16 protein-coding genes are annotated in these 21463 nt (G+C 46.6%); 3 read left to right on the top strand and 13 right to left on the bottom strand.

Annotated elements, in window-relative coordinates; genetic code table 11:
• Positions 1–755: 755 nt before the first annotated feature.
• From GZ78_RS07425 to GZ78_RS07450, 6 genes are all read right to left on the bottom strand, one after another.
• Positions 756–1319 (bottom strand): SRPBCC family protein, encoded by a 564-nt coding sequence (locus tag GZ78_RS07425; protein ID WP_034834473.1) that lies wholly within the window; start codon positions 1317–1319, stop codon positions 756–758.
• 26 nt (positions 1320–1345) lie between these two features.
• The gene (locus tag GZ78_RS07430) at positions 1346–2296 is read right to left on the bottom strand and encodes a bile acid:sodium symporter family protein (RefSeq protein ID WP_034834475.1); all 951 of its coding nucleotides are present in this window, start codon (positions 2294–2296) and stop codon (positions 1346–1348) included.
• A 291-nt stretch (positions 2297–2587) separates the two neighbouring features.
• On the bottom strand, positions 2588–4114 hold the full coding sequence (locus tag GZ78_RS07435) for a SulP family inorganic anion transporter (protein ID WP_236631504.1): 1527 nt from the start codon (positions 4112–4114) through the stop codon (positions 2588–2590).
• A gap of 533 nt (positions 4115–4647) precedes the next feature.
• A complete protein-coding gene (locus tag GZ78_RS07440; RefSeq protein ID WP_034834477.1) occupies positions 4648–5373 on the bottom strand; it encodes a hypothetical protein in 726 nt (241 codons plus the stop codon).
• Between the two features lie 119 nt (positions 5374–5492).
• A complete protein-coding gene (locus GZ78_RS07445) occupies positions 5493–5951 on the bottom strand; it encodes an RDD family protein (RefSeq protein WP_034834478.1) in 459 nt (152 codons plus the stop codon).
• Between the two features lie 104 nt (positions 5952–6055).
• Complete coding sequence (locus GZ78_RS07450; RefSeq protein WP_034834480.1) at positions 6056–6541, bottom strand: glutathione peroxidase; 486 nt, start codon at positions 6539–6541, stop codon at positions 6056–6058.
• Between the two features lie 787 nt (positions 6542–7328).
• Between GZ78_RS07450 and GZ78_RS07455 the strand changes: the two genes are divergently transcribed.
• Positions 7329–8741, top strand: a complete 1413-nt coding sequence (locus tag GZ78_RS07455) for a S10 family serine carboxypeptidase-like protein (RefSeq protein ID WP_034834482.1) — start codon at positions 7329–7331, stop codon at positions 8739–8741.
• A 53-nt stretch (positions 8742–8794) separates the two neighbouring features.
• On the opposite strand, the gene GZ78_RS07460 is transcribed toward GZ78_RS07455, so the two are convergent.
• From GZ78_RS07460 to fruB, 3 genes are read right to left on the bottom strand one after another with little or no spacing between them, the layout of a single operon-like run.
• A complete protein-coding gene (locus GZ78_RS07460; RefSeq protein ID WP_034836048.1) occupies positions 8795–10489 on the bottom strand; it encodes a PTS fructose-like transporter subunit IIB in 1695 nt (564 codons plus the stop codon).
• A gap of 12 nt (positions 10490–10501) precedes the next feature.
• Positions 10502–11458, bottom strand: coding sequence for a 1-phosphofructokinase (gene pfkB / locus GZ78_RS07465; RefSeq protein WP_051785931.1), 957 nt, complete (start codon positions 11456–11458; stop codon positions 10502–10504).
• Positions 11455–12579, bottom strand: a complete 1125-nt coding sequence (gene fruB, locus GZ78_RS07470) for a fused PTS fructose transporter subunit IIA/HPr protein (protein WP_034834483.1) — start codon at positions 12577–12579, stop codon at positions 11455–11457. Before fruB ends, pfkB begins: the two co-directional genes overlap by 4 nt.
• Positions 12580–12691: 112 nt before the next feature.
• Between fruB and GZ78_RS07475 the strand changes: the two genes are divergently transcribed.
• The gene (locus tag GZ78_RS07475) at positions 12692–13684 is read left to right on the top strand and encodes a LacI family DNA-binding transcriptional regulator (RefSeq protein WP_034834484.1); all 993 of its coding nucleotides are present in this window, start codon (positions 12692–12694) and stop codon (positions 13682–13684) included.
• Between the two features lie 70 nt (positions 13685–13754).
• Here GZ78_RS07475 and GZ78_RS07480 read toward each other — a convergent pair whose 3' ends face one another.
• The 4 genes from GZ78_RS07480 to GZ78_RS29370 all read right to left on the bottom strand — a co-directional run bounded on the left by GZ78_RS07480 (position 13755) and on the right by GZ78_RS29370 (position 18830).
• Positions 13755–14645, bottom strand: a complete 891-nt coding sequence (locus tag GZ78_RS07480) for an inositol oxygenase family protein (RefSeq protein ID WP_051785932.1) — start codon at positions 14643–14645, stop codon at positions 13755–13757.
• Between the two features lie 78 nt (positions 14646–14723).
• A complete protein-coding gene (gene recG / locus GZ78_RS07485) occupies positions 14724–16808 on the bottom strand; it encodes an ATP-dependent DNA helicase RecG (protein ID WP_034834485.1) in 2085 nt (694 codons plus the stop codon).
• A gap of 331 nt (positions 16809–17139) precedes the next feature.
• Positions 17140–18057: a hydrogen peroxide-inducible genes activator gene (locus GZ78_RS07490; RefSeq protein ID WP_034834486.1), complete on the bottom strand. Its 918-nt coding sequence runs from the start codon at positions 18055–18057 to the stop codon at positions 17140–17142.
• Positions 18058–18590: 533 nt separating this feature from the next.
• Complete coding sequence (locus tag GZ78_RS29370; protein ID WP_161787334.1) at positions 18591–18830, bottom strand: hypothetical protein; 240 nt, start codon at positions 18828–18830, stop codon at positions 18591–18593.
• Here GZ78_RS29370 and GZ78_RS07495 point away from each other — a divergent pair.
• Positions 18820–21420 carry a hypothetical protein gene (locus GZ78_RS07495; RefSeq protein WP_161787335.1) on the top strand — a complete coding sequence of 867 codons (2601 nt, stop codon included), beginning with the start codon at positions 18820–18822 and terminating at the stop codon, positions 21418–21420. The two genes, GZ78_RS29370 and GZ78_RS07495, sit on opposite strands and share 11 nt — an antisense overlap.
• The last annotated feature ends 43 nt before the right edge of the window (positions 21421–21463 follow it).

Raw genomic sequence — 21463 nt, forward strand, 5'->3', positions numbered from 1 at the left:
TACAATTAAACGTCACATTTATTTAACTCTCTGTGAGAGAGCTGAATTAACGAGTATGTTCACTTGCTTGATCAGCATTTTAAATCATTCAAAAGCGCTCTCTATTGAGAACAACTTTTGTTGACTGATGCCATTCGCACAAGCGCCCACACGAATTGTCTGATAATTTGTTAAAGAACTGGATTAGAACCGGAAGGTTTTAATCGGCTGAATCAGCACTCGCTCAATGTGAGTCGCCGTTCAGTGAGGCGCTCATCTTACCGTGGCGCCGGTCGTTGTCAAGTGCTTGTTTTTCCGGAGAAAGTTAAGCGACCGTTCAACTCGCTGCGACCGCATCCGTTCATTCAATGAAGCGTTACGTTTCTGTCTCAGCGGCGGTGCATTCTACCTTGTCAGCTGATGTTGTCAACCTGACATTTTGTCAGGCGATTCAGTTCGGCTGCTGTGGCGAGTTGCTCCGTTAGCGGAGGCGAACTATACAGGTTTTCAGGCTGTATTCAACACCCATAAAAACACTTTCGTACTACCACTTAATACTTAACAAGTTTAATTCATACTCTATATATAGTGAGTAGGCAGAACCAAAACGACTGTTTGCTCTTAATGCAGGAGACTGGATAGAATCTAAGCCCGTGAGCCGAACCATCAGTAACGACACCACTCTTCACTCTTCACTCTTCACTCTTCACTCTTCACTCTTCACTCTTCACTCTTCACTCTTCACTCTTCACTCTTTAGTCTTTAGTCTTTAGTCTTTAGAGTGTTGCTCTGATTTCCTCACTGACTGGCTGCCCTGTTTCATAGAAATAGCGGAGACTAAGAACCGTTTGATCCACAGTTTCCTCAATAGGACTTGCCAGGACATTTCGGAACAACCAGTCTCCCAGTAACCCCATAGGCGGCTCAAAACTCATAGTTCCAGTAAACTCTGTCTGCTGTTCACCCGCTTCAGCGATCTGGTAGCGGAACCGCCCTTCATTAAAGGGCAGAAAAAAGGTCTCATTGTGCAATTTAATGACAAAACCAGACCCTTCATTCCATTCCACCACGGTTTCGTCCACATACTGATCCTCACTTTTAAAAACCCTGCGACTTACCCTCAGCCCCTGCGTTTTTTCAGTCAAGATTTGGGTATCTACAACGTCCGGGACATAATAGTGAGATACGGCAAGGTCACTCATTTTTTCCCAGCTTTGCTCAACAGGCAGATCAATCACCACTGTCGAGCTGATAGCCATTCGTGAATTTTCTGCGGGCCAGAAGCTTAGCCCGCCTAATACAAAAAGAGTGACACCGACTGCAATAGATTTTTTCATCATTTTTATTCGTCTTTAGTACTTCAACTCTAACCCGCTTCACGAACACCTTCTGCTTCGAGCGAGTGATACGATTGAGCTCTTTCTTCAGGCCCTGTGGGTCGCCGGGCCCAGAACCACGTTAGAGCCATCCCGCTTATCAAGTGCCAGACTCCCCAGAGCCCAACAACTTGAATCATGGCCGTCATTTCAGGGTAGAAAGTAAACAGGATGGAAAAGCCAAGCGCTGAGTTCTGGATACCCACTTCCATCGTCACCGCCCTTCGATCTGCCTCAGGCAAGCCTGTTAACTTTCCTGCACCATAACCCAGCAATAACGCCAATGCATTCAACCCGATTACGGTGACAGCAATGATACCTATGTATTTCAACATGGATTCTATATTGTTTGCACAGGCAACAATCACAAAACCCAACATAATAACCATTGAGGTGACCCTGATGGGCTTCTCACACTTCTTTGCCAACCTGGGGTATTTGGCACCAATAAACATGCCTAACGCCAAAGGGACGCCCAATACCAGAAAAAACAATCCCAGCAAGTTAACAGGGTCGATCACTATATCTTGCAGAATGGCACGGGTAGAGGGGTTTAAAGCGGCATAAAAAGCAAAGTTGAAGGGCGTCATGACTATGGCCCCGACACTGGATACCGCAGTCATGCTGACAGAGACAGCCACATTCCCTCTGGACAGATAGGTCAGAATGTTGGAAATACTGCCACCCGGGCAAGATGACAACAGAATCATACCCAAACCCAGATCAGGCGGGATCGAGAATATCCAGATAATAAGCGTCGTACTGGCAGGGAACAAAAAGAACTGGGCAACCAGCCCTGTAATAGGCGCCCTTGGCTGTCTGATCACTCGCTTGAAATCATCCACTTTCAAGGTGAGTGCGACGCCCAATATGACACAGGCCATCATGGCATTCATGACATAAAGTGCAGAGCTGTCAAAATTAATATCAAGAGGCTCCATGGTTTACCTCCTGATTAATGAACAGTACAAATAGGACTGGCAGAGAGTGCGGTATCAGGCCCCTCAGGTTTTCCCCATGTCCTTCACCGAAAACAGCATACGGCATAGGGTTTCTCCTGTTTATTGTTATTTTTCTGGTTATGCTAACACTACCATGGGGATAAACCATTCGCCTTAAAAATTACAACAAGCTGAAACTTTTCACCACGGTTACCTTTTTATCAATGTTCCTCCTGATATAAAAAAGCCCAGCACAATGGCCGGGCTTCTTGACACTATCAACCGTAAAGGTCAGGCATTAGTTGCTACGAAGTATTTAGGGTCTTCGATCACATTCACTTCTACCATGTTATCTGCTTTTTTTAGCAGCTTACGACAATCGTTGCTTAGGTGTAACAGGTGTAAAGTCTTGCCTGTATTTGTGTATCGCTCCGCCAGCGTATCAATGGCTTCCAACCCAGAATGGTCGCACACTCGGGAATCAGCAAAATCAATGACTACATCATTGTTATCCGTCTTGGGTGAGAACTGCTCCAGAAAGTGAGTAGTAGAACCGAAGAACAAAGGCCCATGAATCTTGTAAACACTGGAACCTTCCCGATCTTCTTTCTTCTCAACCCGAATATGTTTGGCATGCTCCCAGGCAAATATCAGGGCAGACACAATCACGCCAATGATAACGGCTACAGCCAAGTCGGTCAGAACTGTCACTACCGATACCAGTACCAGTACAAAAGCATCGCCTTTGGGTACCTTGTTCATGATGCGGAAGCTACTCCATTCGAAAGTACCTATCACAACAATAAACATGACACCTATCAAAGCAGCAACCGGGATTCTTTCTATAAGAGAGGAAGCCACAAGAATAAATGCCAGCAAGAACAGTGCAGCCGAAATACCCGACAGACGACCACGACCTCCAGAGTTAACGTTGATCATGCTCTGACCGATCATGGCGCAACCCCCCATACCACCAAAGAAACCCGTCACTATGTTGGCCGCACCCTGTCCCATGCATTCACGGTTTGAGCTGCCATGAGTTTCTGTAATCTCGTCGACCATTCGCAAAGTCAGCAGAGACTCAATCAAGCCAATAGCGGCCAGAATCAGAGAGTAGGGCAGAATGATAAGAAATGTTTCCATATTCAATGGAACCATAGGAATACTGAATTCAGGCAATCCTCCGGCAATACCGGCTACATCACCCACTGTTTTGGTATCCAGATTCAGTCCAATCACCAGCAGGGAAACTACCAGAATAGCGGCCAGAGAAGAGGGGATAGCCGTCGTCAATTTGGGCAGGAAATGAATAATGGCCATAGTCAAAGCCACCAGCCCCAACATCATGCCAAGTTCGCCACCCGACATCCATGCCACATCAACCACACTGCCTTCCATGAAAGTACCAGACAACCAGCCTGTTCCACCTTCAACACCAAACTGGCCCAGCTGAGCCAGGAAGATCACTATGGCCAGACCATTCACAAAGCCCAGCATAACGGGGTGAGGTACCATCCGGATGAACTTGCCCAGTTTAAGCACGCCCGCTAAAACCTGAATAATCCCCATCAAAACGACTGTGGCAAAGAGATACTGCACACCATGATCAGCGACCAGGCTAACCATGACGACAGCCAGTGCTCCCGTAGCACCGGAAATCATACCCGGGCGGCCACCGATTACAGCCGTGATGAGACCAACCATAAATGCAGCGTATAAGCCTACCAGTGGCTCAACACCTGCAACAAATGCAAAGGCTACCGCTTCTGGTACCAATGCAAGCGCTACCGTCAGACCTGATAACAGATCATTTTTCATGGTAGCTACCTTGTTTGCTCTTAGTTCGAACAACATTGCCTCCGATTCAGACAGGCAGTCTTTCGACCAGGAGAACCTGTCACTCTTAATCTGTGTAAATCTGACGCTCTATCCAGAATACCCTTAAAAGAGTGTAGAGGACTGATAGGCAATACCTCGTGATAGCGGGCTACTGCTTTGGCCCTTTCATCACGTAGCGAATGCCAAGTGGCATGCTCAACTCATGACAATCCGGAAGGTGAGAGGCGACAGAGTGATTTTAGTTATAGGAGCCGGCCCGGGTTATCTGTTATGAAAAACCACCTGAATAGCTCTATGCCCAATAAAAAGACAGCATGCCTGTCTGCATAAACAGGAGGAAAGTATCTTTAAGGATGAAACATGGGCGCGGATTCTAAAGAAGAGACTGTCAGAAGACAACGACCATATAGTCGAGGATACCACTGTTCCTGACTCTGCTCACTCCCAGAGAAATACCACTACCAGGAACAGTCGTTCAACATATTGACAGGCAATGCATGAACATTAAAAGATCAGGTAGCTGTCAATTCACTGACATCCAGAAGACGACCCACAATAACATCGTTCATTCTTTTAACCAGTTCTGGAACATTAATTTCGTAGTACTGTATGAGAGCGTTTTCGATATAAGCCCAGGCTCGGACTGCTTCCTTAGCCTTCTTTCTTGCTTCAGGATTTTTATCCGCCAAAGTTTTCTGCAACGCCCTCAGCTGATCGCCAAATTTTTTTGCATCAACATCCAGCTCATCGTAAGGAAAACCAATCAGACTGACCGATCCCTCAGCGTACAACATGGCCAACCGCTGCATATCAGCAGCCAGCTTCAAGGCTTTGATATCAGAAGGCAGCGGCTCAGCATAACTTTCACTGCTAATGACTTTAATCAGATCATCTCTGGAGCTGTTCAGATCAACTGTTGCGTAGTGAGATGTATAACCATCATCTTTCATTTCATTCTTTTGGGAAAAATCTTTCATGACTTCCCATGTCGCCTTAATACCTTTCAGTTGCTCAACATTAGGCGTTTTAATAGCGTTAAGCTCGCTGTCCATATTCAACAGCTCTTTTTCCAACTCCTGATAAGCATCACTACTACCTTCATCAAAAGAAATATAATAGAACGAGCTGGCTACACGATAGGCCTGACGCTCCAGGTTAAACTGCTCCTTCAAAGTGATAGCCGATGACTGGGACAGGTAAAAAAGACTGACGACGATACAACACAGTCTGGCAAACATTAAGGACTCCCTATTCAATTAACTTGGTACTTCCTGACTGGACAGGTCAAACTCCTGCCAAGCTATGCAAGTCAACCGATAGGAACATCATCTATTCGAACTATCTTGAATGGAGTGGCCTACTTTCTTAGCCTTACTACGACAGTTCCCGCAATTTTGTCGTGCCAGCCTTGCTTTTTCTTATCCATGGCAATCCAGAAAAAACCCAGGAACAAAGGCACAATAGAAATGAAGTAAGACAGATAACGTATTACAGATTGTGACAGTGCCGGCGCCAGGCCCGTCTTTTCATCTACAACTTTCATAGTGATGATCATTTTTCCCGGCGTTGCACTTTTGTAATGCCAAAACAACACCACTGCCAGAGCAGGAAAAAGCCAGTTAATAATGATATCCCAGGGCCCCAGAAGCTGTCTCGAACCGGCAATAGTTATCTGATTGCCATAAATAATCATGGTAAGAGGTAAAGTAATAACCATCAGGATCAGAGTATCGATCATCGTTGCCCAAAATCGATCCAGAAATCCTGCATACTCAGGCACTTCTGACTTTTCAGGACTTGCATCTATTTCTGACATTGAGTGCCCTCGTCTATTGTCATTAATCCTTTACGGCAGAGTCGGCAAACCTCGTCAAATCGTTAGTCTACCGGAAGTACTGCTGAATCTTCCGCAGTGGTTTTTCAGCTCTGGGCCAGTAAATCTTTAATGGATGCTTCCAGTTCCTCAGGTTTGGTTGTAGGCGCATACCGCCCTACCACTTCACCTTGCCGATTCAGCAAAAACTTAGTGAAGTTCCATTTAATCTTTTTAGTGCCCATCAAACCCGGAGCAGCCTTTGTCAAATCCTTGTAGAGGGGGGCGGCGCCTTCGCCATTCACTTCTACCTTTTCAAAGACAGGAAAAGTAACGCCATAGTTTTTTTCACAAAATGCACCGATTTCTTCACTACCGCCGGGCTCCTGCTTGCCAAATTGATTACAGGGAAAGCCAAGAACCACCAGCCCCTGGTCTTCATACTTTTTATAAAGTTCTTCCAGTCCCTGGAATTGTGGAGTAAAACCACACTGGCTAGCGGTATTCACAATCAGTACAACTTTCCCTTTGAAAGCTTCCAGAGACTGAACACTGCCGGTTAACAGTGGCATTTCATATTTCAGAACATCCATTAAATCTATCCTCCAGTGGTTTGTAGAAGGTTATACCTCATTTTTCCTAAATTGGATGAAAAAAACTGCATATCAAAAATCACATTGAATACTCCCACCTATAGTAAAAACAGGAACACCCTCCAAACGAGACAGGAAAGTATGGAACCAGCAGTAACCAAACCAAAAGGCACAGATACTTATTCATCTCAAGCAAGGCCTCTCACCTCGTCAAGACTGGCATTAAAGGACTGGAATATCTGAGGTCATGCCATGATCCCCCAGCTGCAAAAAGAAGGCATTGGCTTTCTGTGCTACAACAAGCTTCCAGACAAATTCATCAAGGCATCATTGGATCACTGATTTTCAGAGACCTCGCCCAAAAGACAAGGCATGTTGATCACTGCAAGTTATCCACCTTATGAAATTCAATCAGTCGACAAGCCAACACAGGCAATTTACTGAAGATCAGTTAGCGATCATTCAACCTCTATCTGCCAGACTAGCGAGCCGGGATACTGATCAATACAATGAGAAAAGAATAAAAAAAAGCGGCTGGGACAAGCCGCCAAAACGATGAGGATATGCGAGTTGCTGGTAGCTGTTTACCAGCCAATCAGGTCAAAAAGTCTAGTCTCGATAGGCATCTCCTTTTTGTTATTAATGAGAATGATTATCATTCTATACCCAATAAAACGGTTTGCAAGATAATTTTGGCTTTTTTTTCGACAAGATGTGATTTGCCGTTTACCTAGCATCCTTCTACTTTTTGGAAGTCTATTTACTATTCTGAGAAGTCGACTTCCCTATGCTTAGACTCAGCGTTCTCCTTACTGGAATCACTTTACTTCTGTCGTTTAATATTCTAGCTTCGCCCACCCAGCCTCAAATACCCGTCTCTCCTGGTCCGGTGACCCAACTTCCGGGGTATGCAAACTCTATTCAGGGACAGGAATCGGGACACCTTAAAGTCAACACTGCCACTGATGGCGGTGAGGCTTATCTCTTTTACTGGTTTGCTGAAGCAGAGAGTGGTGATACCACAAGCCCGATTGTGATCTGGCTGAATGGAGGGCCCGGTTCTTCCAGTCTCGACGGTTTCTTTATGGAGAACGGACCGTTTTATATTGATCCGTTAGCTATGGAAAAAGGAAAAGATTATATAAAACCCCGCCAGTACTCCTGGCATAAGTTTGCAGCTTACATGGCCATTGATCAGCCCGCAGGCACAGGCTTATCTTTCAGTACCAGTAATGCCGCTGCAGCCCAAAATGAAGACCAGGCGACTGAACAGCTCTACCGTGGTATTCAACTATTTCTGGATAACCATAAAGAAAAGAATTATCGGGCTCGCCCACTGATTATCGCGGGCGAGTCATTTGGTGGGCATTACGTTCCCAGTATTGCTACCAAGATTCTGGAGATGAACAAAGACGCGTCAAACTCAAACATTAATCTGATCAAGATCTCTCTGGGAAATCCCTGGGTGGATCCGGCTATCCAAAATCCGCTGATGCCCGTGTTTGCTGCTGAGCACTCCACATTAACCCATAAACAGTTTAATGAAACCAGAACTCTGTCGTTGAACTGCACCACCCAGATTCTCAAATTCAAAGATAAGACAGTGCCTAAATGGGTCAACGATTACTGTATGAATGCGGTCAATATTGTCGTGAAGGATGCACAGAGGAATCTCTATGATTTCAGAAGAAGAGGTCCGGATTATGCCTTTAAAGCGCTGGGTCAATACATGAATCGCGATGACGTCAGAACAGCGATTAATGCCGTATCCGTTGCCACCAAAAAATGGGATGACACCAATAGCTGGGTAGCAGACCAGTTCGCAGCAGGTGAGCAGAATTCAAAAAGCAAACTGTTTCCACCGTTGTTTGAAAGCATGCCGGTTTTGATTTACTCAGGTGATCAGGATATGTGTTGCAACTACTTCGCAACCGTTTCATGGCTCCAGAACATTGACTGGTCTGGCAAGGAAGCTTTTCTGGCAACCACACAGAAGGACTTTTACGATGTCTATGATCAGGCCTATCAGACCGTACGCTCTTCAGACAACCTGACTATGTTTACTTTTCCTACTGCAGGACATCTGGTTCCTATGGACCAACCCAAACTGGCTTTTGATATGATGAAAAACTATGTGCAGAAGAACAGCATGAGCCAGTGGTTCAAGGCATTACCTGCCAGAGTTCAGGATAAGGATTAGTGACACGAGTCAGATAATGGGAGCCTGAACTACTGTTCAGGCTCCCATTGCATTCAGGAAGGCATTTTTCTCAAAGCACTATAAGCGACACCTGTCACTATACTACCCAGAGCAATAGCCATGGCATAACCACCCACATTACTGATGGCTTCCGGAATCATCATCACAAAAACACCACCATGAGGTGCTTTTAGCCCAATGCCCATCCACATGGAAAGCGCTCCGGTCAAGGCTGCTCCGACCATACTGCAGGGAATGACTCGCAGAGGATCTCTGGCCGCGAATGGAATAGCCCCTTCTGTTATAAAGCAAAGTCCCAGAATACCGGCCGCTTTCCCCCCCTCGAGTTCCTCTTTGCTGAACTTTCTCTTGGCCAACAGAGTGGCCAAAGCAAGACCCAAAGGTGGCACCATGCCTGCAGCCATAACAGCCGCCATCGGTCCATAAGTCTGACTGGTAATCAAGCCGACACCAAAAGTATAAGCAGCCTTATTAACCGGGCCTCCCATATCAAATGCCATCATCGCTCCCAGCAGCATCCCCAGTAGCAGAGCATTGGTACCGTTCATGCTCTGCAGGAAAGCCGTCATGGTGTCCATGATGCTTTTCACTGGAGCACCCACCACATACACCATTAACAAGCCGGTAATCAGTGAACTTAACAGTGGAATAACCAGCACCGGCATCAGACTTTCCATGGTTGCCGGAAGTCGTACAACTTTTTTCACACCATTGGCAGAGTAACCTGCAATAAAGCCCGCAATGATGCCACCCAGGAAACCTGCTCCCAGAGTGGAGGCCAGCATACCGCCAATCATGCCCGGCGCCAGACCCGGGCGTTCAGCAATAGAGAAAGCGATGTAGCCAGCCAAAACCGGCACCATCAGTGCAAAGGCACTCCCGCCACCAATGCTCATTAAAGCGGCAGCCAGCGTTCCTTCCTGCTCAAAGGCATTGATACCAAAAGCAAAAGACAACGCAATGATCAATCCACCCGCTACCACCAGAGGCAACATGTAAGAAACACCGGTCAACAGATGCTGGTATGCACCTGAAGCCTTTTTCTTCTTTGTCTGCGATGGGGAGGAGATTGTCTGAGCTTTGAGTTCCTGTCCCTCTGTCAAAGCTCTATTGAGCACAGATTCAGCTTTCTTCAGAGCTTCGCCAGTAGAGGTTCTGTACACCTTTTTGCCAACAAACCGGCCAGTGTCCACTTCAATATCAGTGGCCAGAATGACCACGTCGGCTTCAGAAATTTGCTCTGCTGTTAAAGGATCTTTGGCTCCGGCAGAACCCTGCTTTTCAACCAGAATTTCGTAACCCAGGGCTTTACCGGCCTCAGTCAATGCCTCCGCAGACATGAAGGTATGGGCTACTCCAGTAGGGCATGCCGTCACAGCCACTACTTTTTTGACTTGAGATGCACTCACTTCCAGCGGTTTTGATGCAATTTCGGCTTGCTCAATAACCGCTGCAGGGTTTTCCAGAATCGCCTGGGCAGTGGTCTTATAAACAGACCGGCCTTTGAGTCTTTCAACAAGATCACTGCTGACTGTTTCGCTGGCAATCAGGACGCAATCTGCACCCGCTAGCACAGCGTCATCGAGCGGTTCATTAGACAGAGGACTGTCGATTTCAACACTCAGTTGTAACTCTCTGGCAGAGACTTCACTGGCCAACTTGTCTGCTGCAAGAAAACAGCTGGCCACACCGGAAGGGCAGGCACTGATTAATACATAATGCTTCATTGTTTTCCCCATTTACCGGGCAGCTCCGGAAAACTTCACCTTGTTTCCAACTTCCCTGACTTCAACAGAAGCCAGATACTCCGTCAGTGCCTCTTCTGAGCACTCACCCACTCCCGATTGGGAAACTGCTTTCATACCACAGGCGGTGGCCAATTTAGCCCAATCCTTTCTCGGTAATGCCCGGGTAATGCCGTACAGGCAGGCTGCCATCATAGAATCTCCTGCCCCCACGGTGCTGATCACTTTTACCTTTCCTGGCAAAACTTTCAGAGCCTGACGGTGATGAATAAACCAGGCCCCCTCTGCACCACAGGACAAAACAACATCATTAATGCCTGTTTCTGATAACTCAGAGGCCAGTTCAGCCGCTTGCTCCTGACTCATGACCCTCTCTGCCCAGTCTGACAGTTCAGACAGGTTCGGTTTAATCAGGTCAGGCTTCACTCGAATGGCTGCACCCAGAGCTTTCCCACTCGTATCAACGGCCAGGCTGACCCCTAATGCTTGAATCGCCAGCAAGAACTGTTCGTATGCCTGCATCGAAATACCGGGAGGCAAGCTTCCACAAACAGCCACAAACGACACATCAGACTGTGCACGTATAATATTCAGGACTGAATCAAGATTTTCATCACAGGCCTGGAAGCCCGGAAAGTTAATATCCGTGACTTCCTCTGTTGAACGATCAACCAGCTTGATATTGGAGCGGACAGAACCTTCGAGAGTGACAAACCGGTTGCGAATTTGATGCTGTCCCAGATAGTCCTGAAACAGTGATTGATCCTTCTCGCCCATCAATCCAGTTGCCAGCACCTCGGCTCCCAGATCAGCCAGAACCCGAGCAACATTGATTCCTTTGCCACCCATGGTTTCAACCACATGACTGACTCCATTCACAGCATTAACGTTCAACGTTTCAAGCTGTACCGTCTGATCCTTGGCAGGATTCAGAGTGACTGTAACAATCATTCACCCAACCCTTCATTAATCGCCTGCTCAAGAGCCCCTATAGCCTCCTGAGCATCCGGGCCGCATGCTTTCACTTCAATGGTTGTGCCTTTGGTGATACCAAGGCTCAACAGTTTCATCAAACTTTTGCCATTAATAAAAGCATTGCTTTTATTCGGGTTTCTGACCTCTATCCGAGACTCAAAAGGTTTAAGGGTCGAGACAAAAACTTTACCAGGACGAGCATGCATACCATTTGAATTAAAAATCGTGAACTCACGGCTCAGTACTTCATCTGCAGGTACTGGCCAGCCATTCCCTTTCGCGGCATTCAGTAAATCAGTTGCTGAGATGTTCTCCAGCTTAGAGATCAGGTCCGCATCATCAGCCCAGGAACCCATTTGTTTGAGAACAGCCAAGTGATTGACGTTGCAGGCGGATACGGCCACCAGCAAGTTGACAGGCTTACCTGAAAACGAAACCGGCTTTGCAGGTGTGATCAACGCAATACCTGTACAGGAGGCCTTGGCAGTACTAATAAAAGCGATTGAGCCCGATACAATAGCGTGCGTTTTAGCCAGAGCTTCTTCGGCCCCAGCTTCAAGATATCCGCCGGCATCCAGCAGTGATGCAGCAACCGCTTTTAAGGCAAAAGGAGTATTTATATCAACACGAGTACGCACCAGATCTTCAGAAATCAACGGCCGCTGCCTGGACTGAGGATTAATGGCTTCAATGACATCTTGTGGATTGCCTGTCTTTGCCAAATGGCCGCAAAGATCGTCGTTATCAAGTACCCGCGTCAGGCCACTCAAAATCTGCAGATGTTCATTGGAGCGAGCTGCAATACCAACGGCCATAAAGACCTTGTCACCCTCACCCCAGTCAACGCCTTGTGGGAACTGGAGAATCACCACACCGGTTTTTTGAACAGCATCACGACTGTCCGGTGTACCATGAGGGATAGCAATACCATTTCCCAGAAACGTGGAAGAAATAGCTTCACGCGCTTTTAAGCCTACCGTGTAAGCTTCAGTGGTATATCCAACTTCAACCATTTTCTGGCCGATTAGCTCGATTACCTGTAACTTATCTTCAGCAGACTGATTTAGGAAAATACTGGATAAATTCAGTGTTAACATATGGGCTAAACCGTTTCAGCAATGCCCAGCATATTAGCTGAACCGATTTAGCTTATGAATAAATTGTTGTCTTCTGTGACAATTTTTTTGATATGGATCATTTCTTTCGCCCATGAAGTTAGAAGATTTGGCGAGACTGGCAGGCGTTTCCAAGTCCACAGCCAGCATTATTCTGAACGGACATGCAGAGCGCTACCGCATCAGCGAGAAGACCTGTGAAAGAGTTTTGGAGCTGGCCAAAAAGCACCACTATGTTGCCAACGCTCAGGCAGCAGGACTCCGTAGCAGTAACAGCAAACTGCTGGCCCTTATCCTGCCGGATTTACTCCATCATGGCTTTGCTGAACTCAGTAAACACTTGGAACGCTTGGCCAGAAAAGCGGGCTATCAGCTGATCATCAGTTGCTCAGACGATGAAACAGAGATGGAGGAAAAACTAGTCAGGACTCTCACTGGACGCAAGGTTGAAGCCATCATCTCGGTCAGTACCGTGACTGACTACAGCGTTTATTATCAAGCAGAAAAGCGCGGGATTCCGGTCATTTTGCTGGATCGTTTTCAGTCAGGTACAAAGCTGGATACTATCATCAGCGATGATCATCAGGCCGCCAAAGAGCTGACCCAAACCATGCTCACGGGGCGACCCGGAGCTATTGCCTATTTTGGTGGTAACCAGGCACTGGATAACTGTCGTCTGAGGTTTCAAGGTTTCAGTGAAGCTCTGGAAGAATCCGGTGAAGCTGAAAATATCGCTACAGTGCACCACCTGGATTACTCTGTTGAAGCGGGGTACAGCATGATGAAGGATTATTTCAGACAGCATCAGTCTCTGCCTGAAAAGCTGTTTACTGGCTCCTTTACCTTGATGGAAGGCGTTCTGCAGTTTACCCGAAAACATCTGGATAAAATGCCAGAGCAGATAGACTGGGCCACATTTGGTGACAGCTATATCCTTGATCTGTTGCCTTTCACCATTCATTCTGCCCGACAACAGTACGAAGAGATGGCCAAACAGGCAATGGAAAGTCTCGATGCAAAATTCGACAAGCGTGAGTATCAACGCCAGATTGTCTTGAGTAGAGAAATTATCTGTCGCCGAATATAGAGAACTTATGGCAGCCCAATCACCTTCAGAATAGGATTGAGCTGTCAGACTGAGCCCGTATTACTCAATATTACCAGCGGATCTTTCCCGGGATATACTGGGCTACCAGTTCCCTGTAGTGTTTCTCAAGCGGCTTTTTACCTTTATAAGTCTCGGACGACTTACTGTATAAATCGTACTGATTAAAGATTTCTACCCACTTCATATTCTGACGATCCTGGTCGTTCATCAACTGGAGATATCTTGGTTCTCTCGCAGTATGAAGTGGATAAAGTGAGTGATAACGAATAACAAAAAGAGCCTCTTCTGGCAGACGGGATTGATTTTTCAACACCTGATACAAGTATTCATCGTGCCCCCAGGTCATGGTCACGTTATCCAGACCCACACCAGGCTGGTACAGACCGTACTCGGTATTCATTGCTGGAATTTTAAGGTCTGGATTAGTCTTTAAATAATCAAAACAAACAATCTGTTCTGAATGTCTCAACCCTGTTGGAAAGGTATCTCCCACGACTGCCCACTGAGGTTCGCCCCAGAAAACCAGAGCTTTCCCCATATCATGAATAAATCCAACGACCTGGAGCCACTCGGGTAAGCCATCACGTCTTATCGCTTCAGCAGCCTGATAGGAGTGTTGCAACTGTGACAAATCAATATCGGGATCACTGTTGTCCACGACTTTATCCAGCTGTTCCAGCATTCCCCAGGCGGTTTCTTCCCCCTGCTGCAAAGGCTGATACAACGCCAACTGATCTCTTGCGAAAGCATAAGTTTGCTTTTCATGATGTTCTTTGTAGAACTTGCGAACATGCTCTGGAGCTTCTTTGTAATTGCGGAAAGAGCGTCCATCTTTATTGGACTGTTTATCATCGTCCGAGAGAGCGAAGGTGTAAGGAAACTGCGAAACAAATGTAGAGGATGTCAGCGCAGCAAGAAAACCACGTCGAGAAAGCTTCATAATATTCACTTCACAAATAAGGGAACACTGATTTCTATAGCACAGGAAGTCTCTACTGACAGTCAGGCAAGGTTTAACTCATACATTAGCGTATTTTTCAGCATGACCCAGCCACCTCAAAATTAAAGGTTCTGCACTTTCCGGAGCCTCTTTCAACACCACTTGGCCAGCATCCCGGACTTGATCCAGCAAAATGGCGTCCCGTTCAAGATCCGCTACTTTGAACTGGGCCAGCCCCGTCTGCCGGGTACCCAACACTTCTCCCGGCCCCCGTAATTCCAGATCTTTTTCTGCAATTACAAAACCATCACTGGAATCCCGCATGACCTGTAATCGTTCTCTGCTTTGCTGCGAAAGAGGGGCGTGATACATCAAAAGACAATGACTGGCTATACTGCCCCGACCCACACGCCCTCTTAACTGGTGTAATTGAGCCAGACCCAGACGTTCGGGATTCTCAATAATCATCAGACTGGCATTGGGCACATCCACGCCCACTTCTATCACTGTAGTCGCCACCAGCAGGTGCATATGTCCAGACTTGAAAGCATCCATCACTTCCAGTTTTTCGGCCGCTTTCATACGACCATGGACCAAGCCTATGGAAAGCTCGGGCAATGCCTCACGTAACTGTTCAGCCGTTACTTCAGCAGCCTGACATTGGAGGACTTCTGACTCTTCGATTAAGGTGCACACCCAATACGCCTGCCGACCTTCCAGACAGGCTGATCGCAGTCGCTTCATTACCTGCTCACGGCGATCATCGCCAATGACAACCGTGTTAACAGGGGTTCTACCGGGGGGTAATTCATCAATAACAGAACAATCCAAATCCGCGTAAGCACTCATAGCCAACGTTCGGGGAATAGGTGTTGCGGTCATAATCAGTTGATGAGGTTGCCCCCCATTCAATTCGCCTTTCTTTCTCAAGGCCATTCTTTGATGAACACCAAAACGATGTTGTTCATCGATAATAGCCAGACCTAACTTCTTGAACTGTACCTCTTCTTGAAAAAGGGCATGGGTTCCCACTACTACCGCAGCATCGCCCTGAACAATTTCTTCCAGAACCTGTTGTCGCTTTTTCCCTTTGGTTTTTCCTGAAAGATAACCCACAGAAATCCCCAAAGGTTTCAGCCAGCTCTTAAAGTTTTTCTCGTGCTGTTCGGCCAGTATTTCCGTAGGCGCCATAACAGCAGCCTGATAGCCATTCTCTACTGCCTGAAGCGCAGCCAGCGCGGCGACCACCGTTTTACCCGATCCGACATCCCCCTGAACCAGTCTTAACATGGGATCGGGCTGCATTATGTCCTGACTGATTTCAGCCAGTACTTTTTCCTGAGCCCCCGTCAGGGAGAAGGGTAACTGACTGCGAAAATCACGGGTCAGCGTCTGCTTAGGTGGCATTTCATAGCTTTTTACCGTACGGATCAGACTGCGCAGTTTTTGCATGCTCAGGTTGTGAGCCAGAAGTTCTTCAAAGGCCAATCGTATTTGTGCCGGATGGCGACCTTCCGAAAGCAGTTCAACAGACACGTCAGGTGGAGGGGAGTGCAGGAACTCCACAGCCTCCACCAGAGATCCTAACTGATATTTCCATCGGACACTTTCAGGCAGCCACTCTTGCAGGGCGTCAGGATGATTCAGCTGCTCCAGAGCCAGCTCACAAAGACTGCGGATTCTCTGCTGGGTCAGTCCTTCAGTAGCCGGATAGACAGGCGTCAGTGTTTCTTCAACATCCAGATCATCATCTGGTTTAATCACTCGATACTCAGGGTGATAAATTTCGAGACCACTGGCTCCCCGTCGGGGCTCACCAAAACACCGGACCTCAGTTCCCGGCTTGAGGCTATTTTTCTGGGCACTGGAAAAATGATAGAACCTGAGCCCAATAGAGCCTGTACCGTCGCTGATACGACAAAGCAGACTCCGTCGTTTACCCATCAAGACATCAGACGCCACAACGGAACCCTGAATGACATAATCCCCTTCCGAATGGATAGAAGCTATCGGCGTGATACGGGTACGATCCTGATACCTTAGTGGCAGATGAAACAGCAGGTCTTGCAGGTTATGAATATGAATTTTTGCTAACTTTTCGGCAAGTGCAGCCCCGACACCTTTCAGTGCCGTCACAGGAATTTCATGCAAGGGCTTCACCATATCACCTCAATATACGGCCATTGGCTTTTTATTCGTTTTGTCCACCCAGGAGCCTGTCGGACTTATGCTCATACCTGCTCCGTTCATCCTGAGCTTGTCGAAGGATGCTGTAAATGATCTTCGACTGGCTCTGTGCGAATGGTATAGGGGCATAACACTTGGCTGCACTAGGAGGCTGACCGAGAATAGACAGCCCGGCCTAAAATCCAGAAAGAACGGCCATCTTTTCCACTGAATTTGCTTAAATAGGTCAACTATTCGCACAAATTCAGTGAAAAAGCTGACTCGTTCTACTGAATTTTATGCTCGGACGCTATTCTCGGTCAGCCTCCTAGGAAGCTTCAGCTACAGAGCATAGCCTGAGAGCACTGGACAATGCATCTATTGCCTTGGGTCTTGGGAAACTGGCACGCCAGGCCAGGGCAACCGTTCGACTCGGTGCTGGCGACCGAAAAGGCTTGGATGACAAAACATTAGGCGCATAGTGACTGTCGACCAGGGCGGACTCAGGCAGAACGCTGATCCCCATTCCTGAAGCTACCATATGCCGGATGGTTTCCAGAGAAGAGGCTTCTATCCCTCCACCATCGTCACCACCCGCATCATCTTTCTGAGCCAGAAGAGGGCAGGCTTCCAGCACCTGATCCCTGAAACAGTGGCCTTCACCCAGAAGCAATAACTCTTCGTTCACCAGTTCAGCAGGATCTATATCCTTTTTTGACTCCCAGTTATGCCCACCCGGCAATAAAACTCTGAAAGGCTCATCGTATAAAGGCAGAGTTAACACATCAGGTTCGGTAAACGGCAGTGCGATAATAATGGCGTCCAGCTCGCCCATTCTCAGCTTTTTACGCAACACCGCTGTAAAGTTTTCTTCTATGTACAATGGCATGTTGGGTGCTACTTGCGCCAGCTGGGGCACAAGGTGTGGAAACAAATAAGGGCCAATTGTATAAATGGCTCCGACTCTCAGAGGCGTGGTCAACTGATCGCGCCCTGCCTTGGCAATCTGTTTGATGCCCGACACTTCTTCAAGAACTTTTTGAGCCTGGCTGATCACCTTTTCACCCATCGGTGTTACCCGCACCGAATTCCGCGATCGCTCAAACAAGGCCACCCCAAGCTCATCTTCCAGCTTTTTCACCCCCACACTGAGCGTGGGCTGACTGACAAAGCATTTGGCAGCAGCACGCCCAAAGTGCTGCTCCTGAGCAAGAGTCACGATATAGCGTAATTCTGTGAGAGTCATAATGGTAAGAGCCTGCCTGGAAACAACCAGATACTGTAAATTTAAACAGTTATTATTAATCAATTTCTGCTAAATGTCAGCTCAACACTGTTTTCTCATTGTATTACCCAAAATATAAGGAACTCATCATCTACCTTAATTGTCCAAGGAGGCATCATACGGATACACAACGCAAAAGGAATTCTGACAATGAATATGGAAAAACCTCATGATTATACAGCAACAACTCAGAGGCATTCACCAAACTCAATGCCTGCAGCATCAGCTTCGGAAAATAGCGGAAAGCTGAATCTCAAACGCGTAAACAGTACTGAAACTATTCCTCGTATCAGATTACAAAACTCTGAAAGCAGCGACCTTCTCACACCCACAGTAGACTCATCATTTAAATACCCTTCATCCGATTTTGAAGAAGATGTTTCTGATCAAGGAAAACATTCACCCCCTCCCAAACAGGACTATGGTTTTCCTGATCAAATGATTCTTGAGTGCCTATGTGAAGGAACAACAAAGCAGGCACTTGATGCCAGGGTTCATCTTTCTAAATCAATTGAAATCGTCGAAGATTCAGTAAAAAGCTCATTAACTGCGTCACCAATGCAGAGCGATACACTAAAACGCAGAGCAAAAAGCTGGAGCAACTTGCTGTCTGAAAACGCCGAGAGCTCACAATCAACATCTGGAACAACATCTGGAACAACATCTGGAACAACATCCGGAACAACATCCGGAACAACATCCGGAGCGAAGCTAGCCTCCCAAATGTTATCCAAGCACGAACCAAACATTATTCTGGAACTGCTTCGTCAATGGATTAAAAACCACTCTTCCTCTCCTTCCAGTTCTCCATGCCTGGCTGTTCGGCCAAACCCAGAGGCTAATGCTGGAGAATACTGTTACCCAGTTACTTTTGTATTTAAAAGAGACGGAGAGGAGATTCAACTCACCGATCAGCAAAGAGACGACCTGATTGGTATTGAATCCATTACTAGCAGCTTGTCAACACAGCTTAATACTGATAGGGAAGAGGCGGCTAATAACCTGCGAAAAATGGTTGGAGACCTTGAGCGTACAGATATGGTTATTTGTATTGATCTAGGTAAAGATTGCCAAATAGAACTTTACTCTACCGCTGTTCATAGAAGTTACCTCGATAAAGAAATATCTGAAGAGACAAACCTCACCAAACAAGGTGAAATGAATGAAAACAGAAAACAAGATATAGCTACAGCTGTAGATTACTGGGTACAAAAACTGGCTCCAGGCTTTCAAAATGCGTTACCAAAACTGGTTTGCCAGGATGCCCTGAATGAGCCGTTTATGGCAATGCCTACCCATTTTAAAGTATTCCCCACCAAAAAAGGTAAAGGAGACGAAGGGCATAAACTGGTTCTGAATATACTGGACGAAGACACTGTCGAAGTCACCGCAAGCGCCTTTTACGATCAGTATCAAAAGCAAGGTGCCACAACCAATAAAACTCACAAAGCTCATATCTTATTGAAGTTTTCTGTCCGAATGGAAAGAGATGGAGACCTTTGGAGTCCTGTAGGATGTCACTGTGACTTTGACTTAACAACAGATAAGAGAAAGCTGGAAAGCCGACGCAAGAGCGCTGCAGCTTCGCCAAAGGATGATAATACCCAAGCCCATAGAGAGTTTGCCAAAACCTCCGACGCTCTTAAACAACCTATGAAGAGGCTTTATTTCAGTAGCCATGACATCAGCAATCCAAGTTTTCAGCACGATTTGCAATCAAATTCGCCAGGCGCCTCCACACCTGCCCCCAAAGTACTCCGTAGTGTATCAAGTACTACTCCTTATCAACTGTCTCCTCCACCAGAATCGTTTCACGCCAGGCAACATTCTGATGGCGATCAACACTTGGGGTCGCTTGTTCCATTTTCTCTTCGCAGCAGTACTACTGCTTCAAGCAGTAGTGTTTGCAGCACATCAACCGGATCTCACTCACCAGAGAGCTCTTTGATAGCGCATTCAAAACAAGCATCCCAGTTATCAGAAGATTTAGACTCGGAGATCATGCAGGCCACAAGCTCTCCATACTCAGCTCCTGAAATGCACTGCGTCACTGTTGGTAAACAGCTGTATGTGACCAACATGGACCACGAAAAAGTGAGTACTCAGCTGCGAGATAATCTTGTACTGGATAGCTTTAAAAAGGAACTGGATAAAGGAGAAGAAATTTGGAGTAAAGGTCCACTACCCAGGCCAGGAAGAAATTCAAGCTCTGAGTCTGCTAAGTTAACCAACAAACTGTCCATGCTGGCCAATTGCTCACCATCTGTGAGTCATTTTTCCAGGTTAAAGGCCCAAGCACTTACAAAAGTTTCTGAGATGATCAATAATCCGGTTCAAATGGACCAGATCAGTCCTGAAACACAAGCGCAAATGGCTGAATACCAAACCCAATATGTCGCAAAATGGCGAGCAAAGCTGGATAAGACTTTAGAAGAAGTAAAAACGTATCAAGTCAGTGTAGAAGTTGACAGACTCCCCAGCATCTCCTTACGCCCAAGTAAAATAAAGGAATTTTTTGAACTGGAAACGGAGATAAAAGCATTACGTGAAGGCTACTTTCAGTGCATACAAAACTTGGAAGAGCACCTAAAAGCAACAACACCTGAAACTGAACAGGATCGAATGCTCACACTGAAGAAAATAACTGACCTGCAGCATAAATCGATTCAGATCACCAAAAAATACAGGGGTAGCCAATATATACCTGAACCTGCATTAGACTCCATGACCAAGGATATAGAATTAACCAGCCCTACCCGGACTCCTAATGGCCGTCATGTCCAAACTTATATGGAAATAATAAAGTCAGAGCTCTCTATGTTGAAAATGTTGATCAGCGATATGCTGGGCTGCCAACTCTATCGCATGAGACCAACAGACCAAAATCTACAGGCAAAGTATGACCTGAAAGATCATCTGGTCAGGGACATGTTCAACACTGGCCTGACACCAAAGAATTTTGACCTGATGATGAAGCTCGTTGATACCGGTGTGATTGAGGCCGGTGATGACAATCTTCTTATTGACGACAAAGGTGAGTTTGTTGGAATTCATAGCTTTTATCAGGCGAAGCTTAGCCGTATATTTGACGGGCGTTATATGACGTTTGACGACTTACAGATTTTGGAAAACGACACAGGTATCTCCTTTGCAGAACAACTTTCTGCATGTGAATCTTATGATTCACCAGTAAACATGAGCCTTGTAGAAAGACACTGTAAAGACTTTCTCAATCCAGACAGCGATCTTGCCAGCGAAGAAGATGCTGCCAAATTATTCCACTCTCTGGGTCAATTGTTAAAAAAGCATCCTCTTGACGCATGAGGCTAGCCAATATTCTTGACGCTTGCATTTTCTGAAGAATAAA

It is taken from the genome of Endozoicomonas numazuensis (genome assembly GCF_000722635.1).
Lineage (GTDB): Bacteria > Pseudomonadota > Gammaproteobacteria > Pseudomonadales > Endozoicomonadaceae > Endozoicomonas_A > Endozoicomonas_A numazuensis.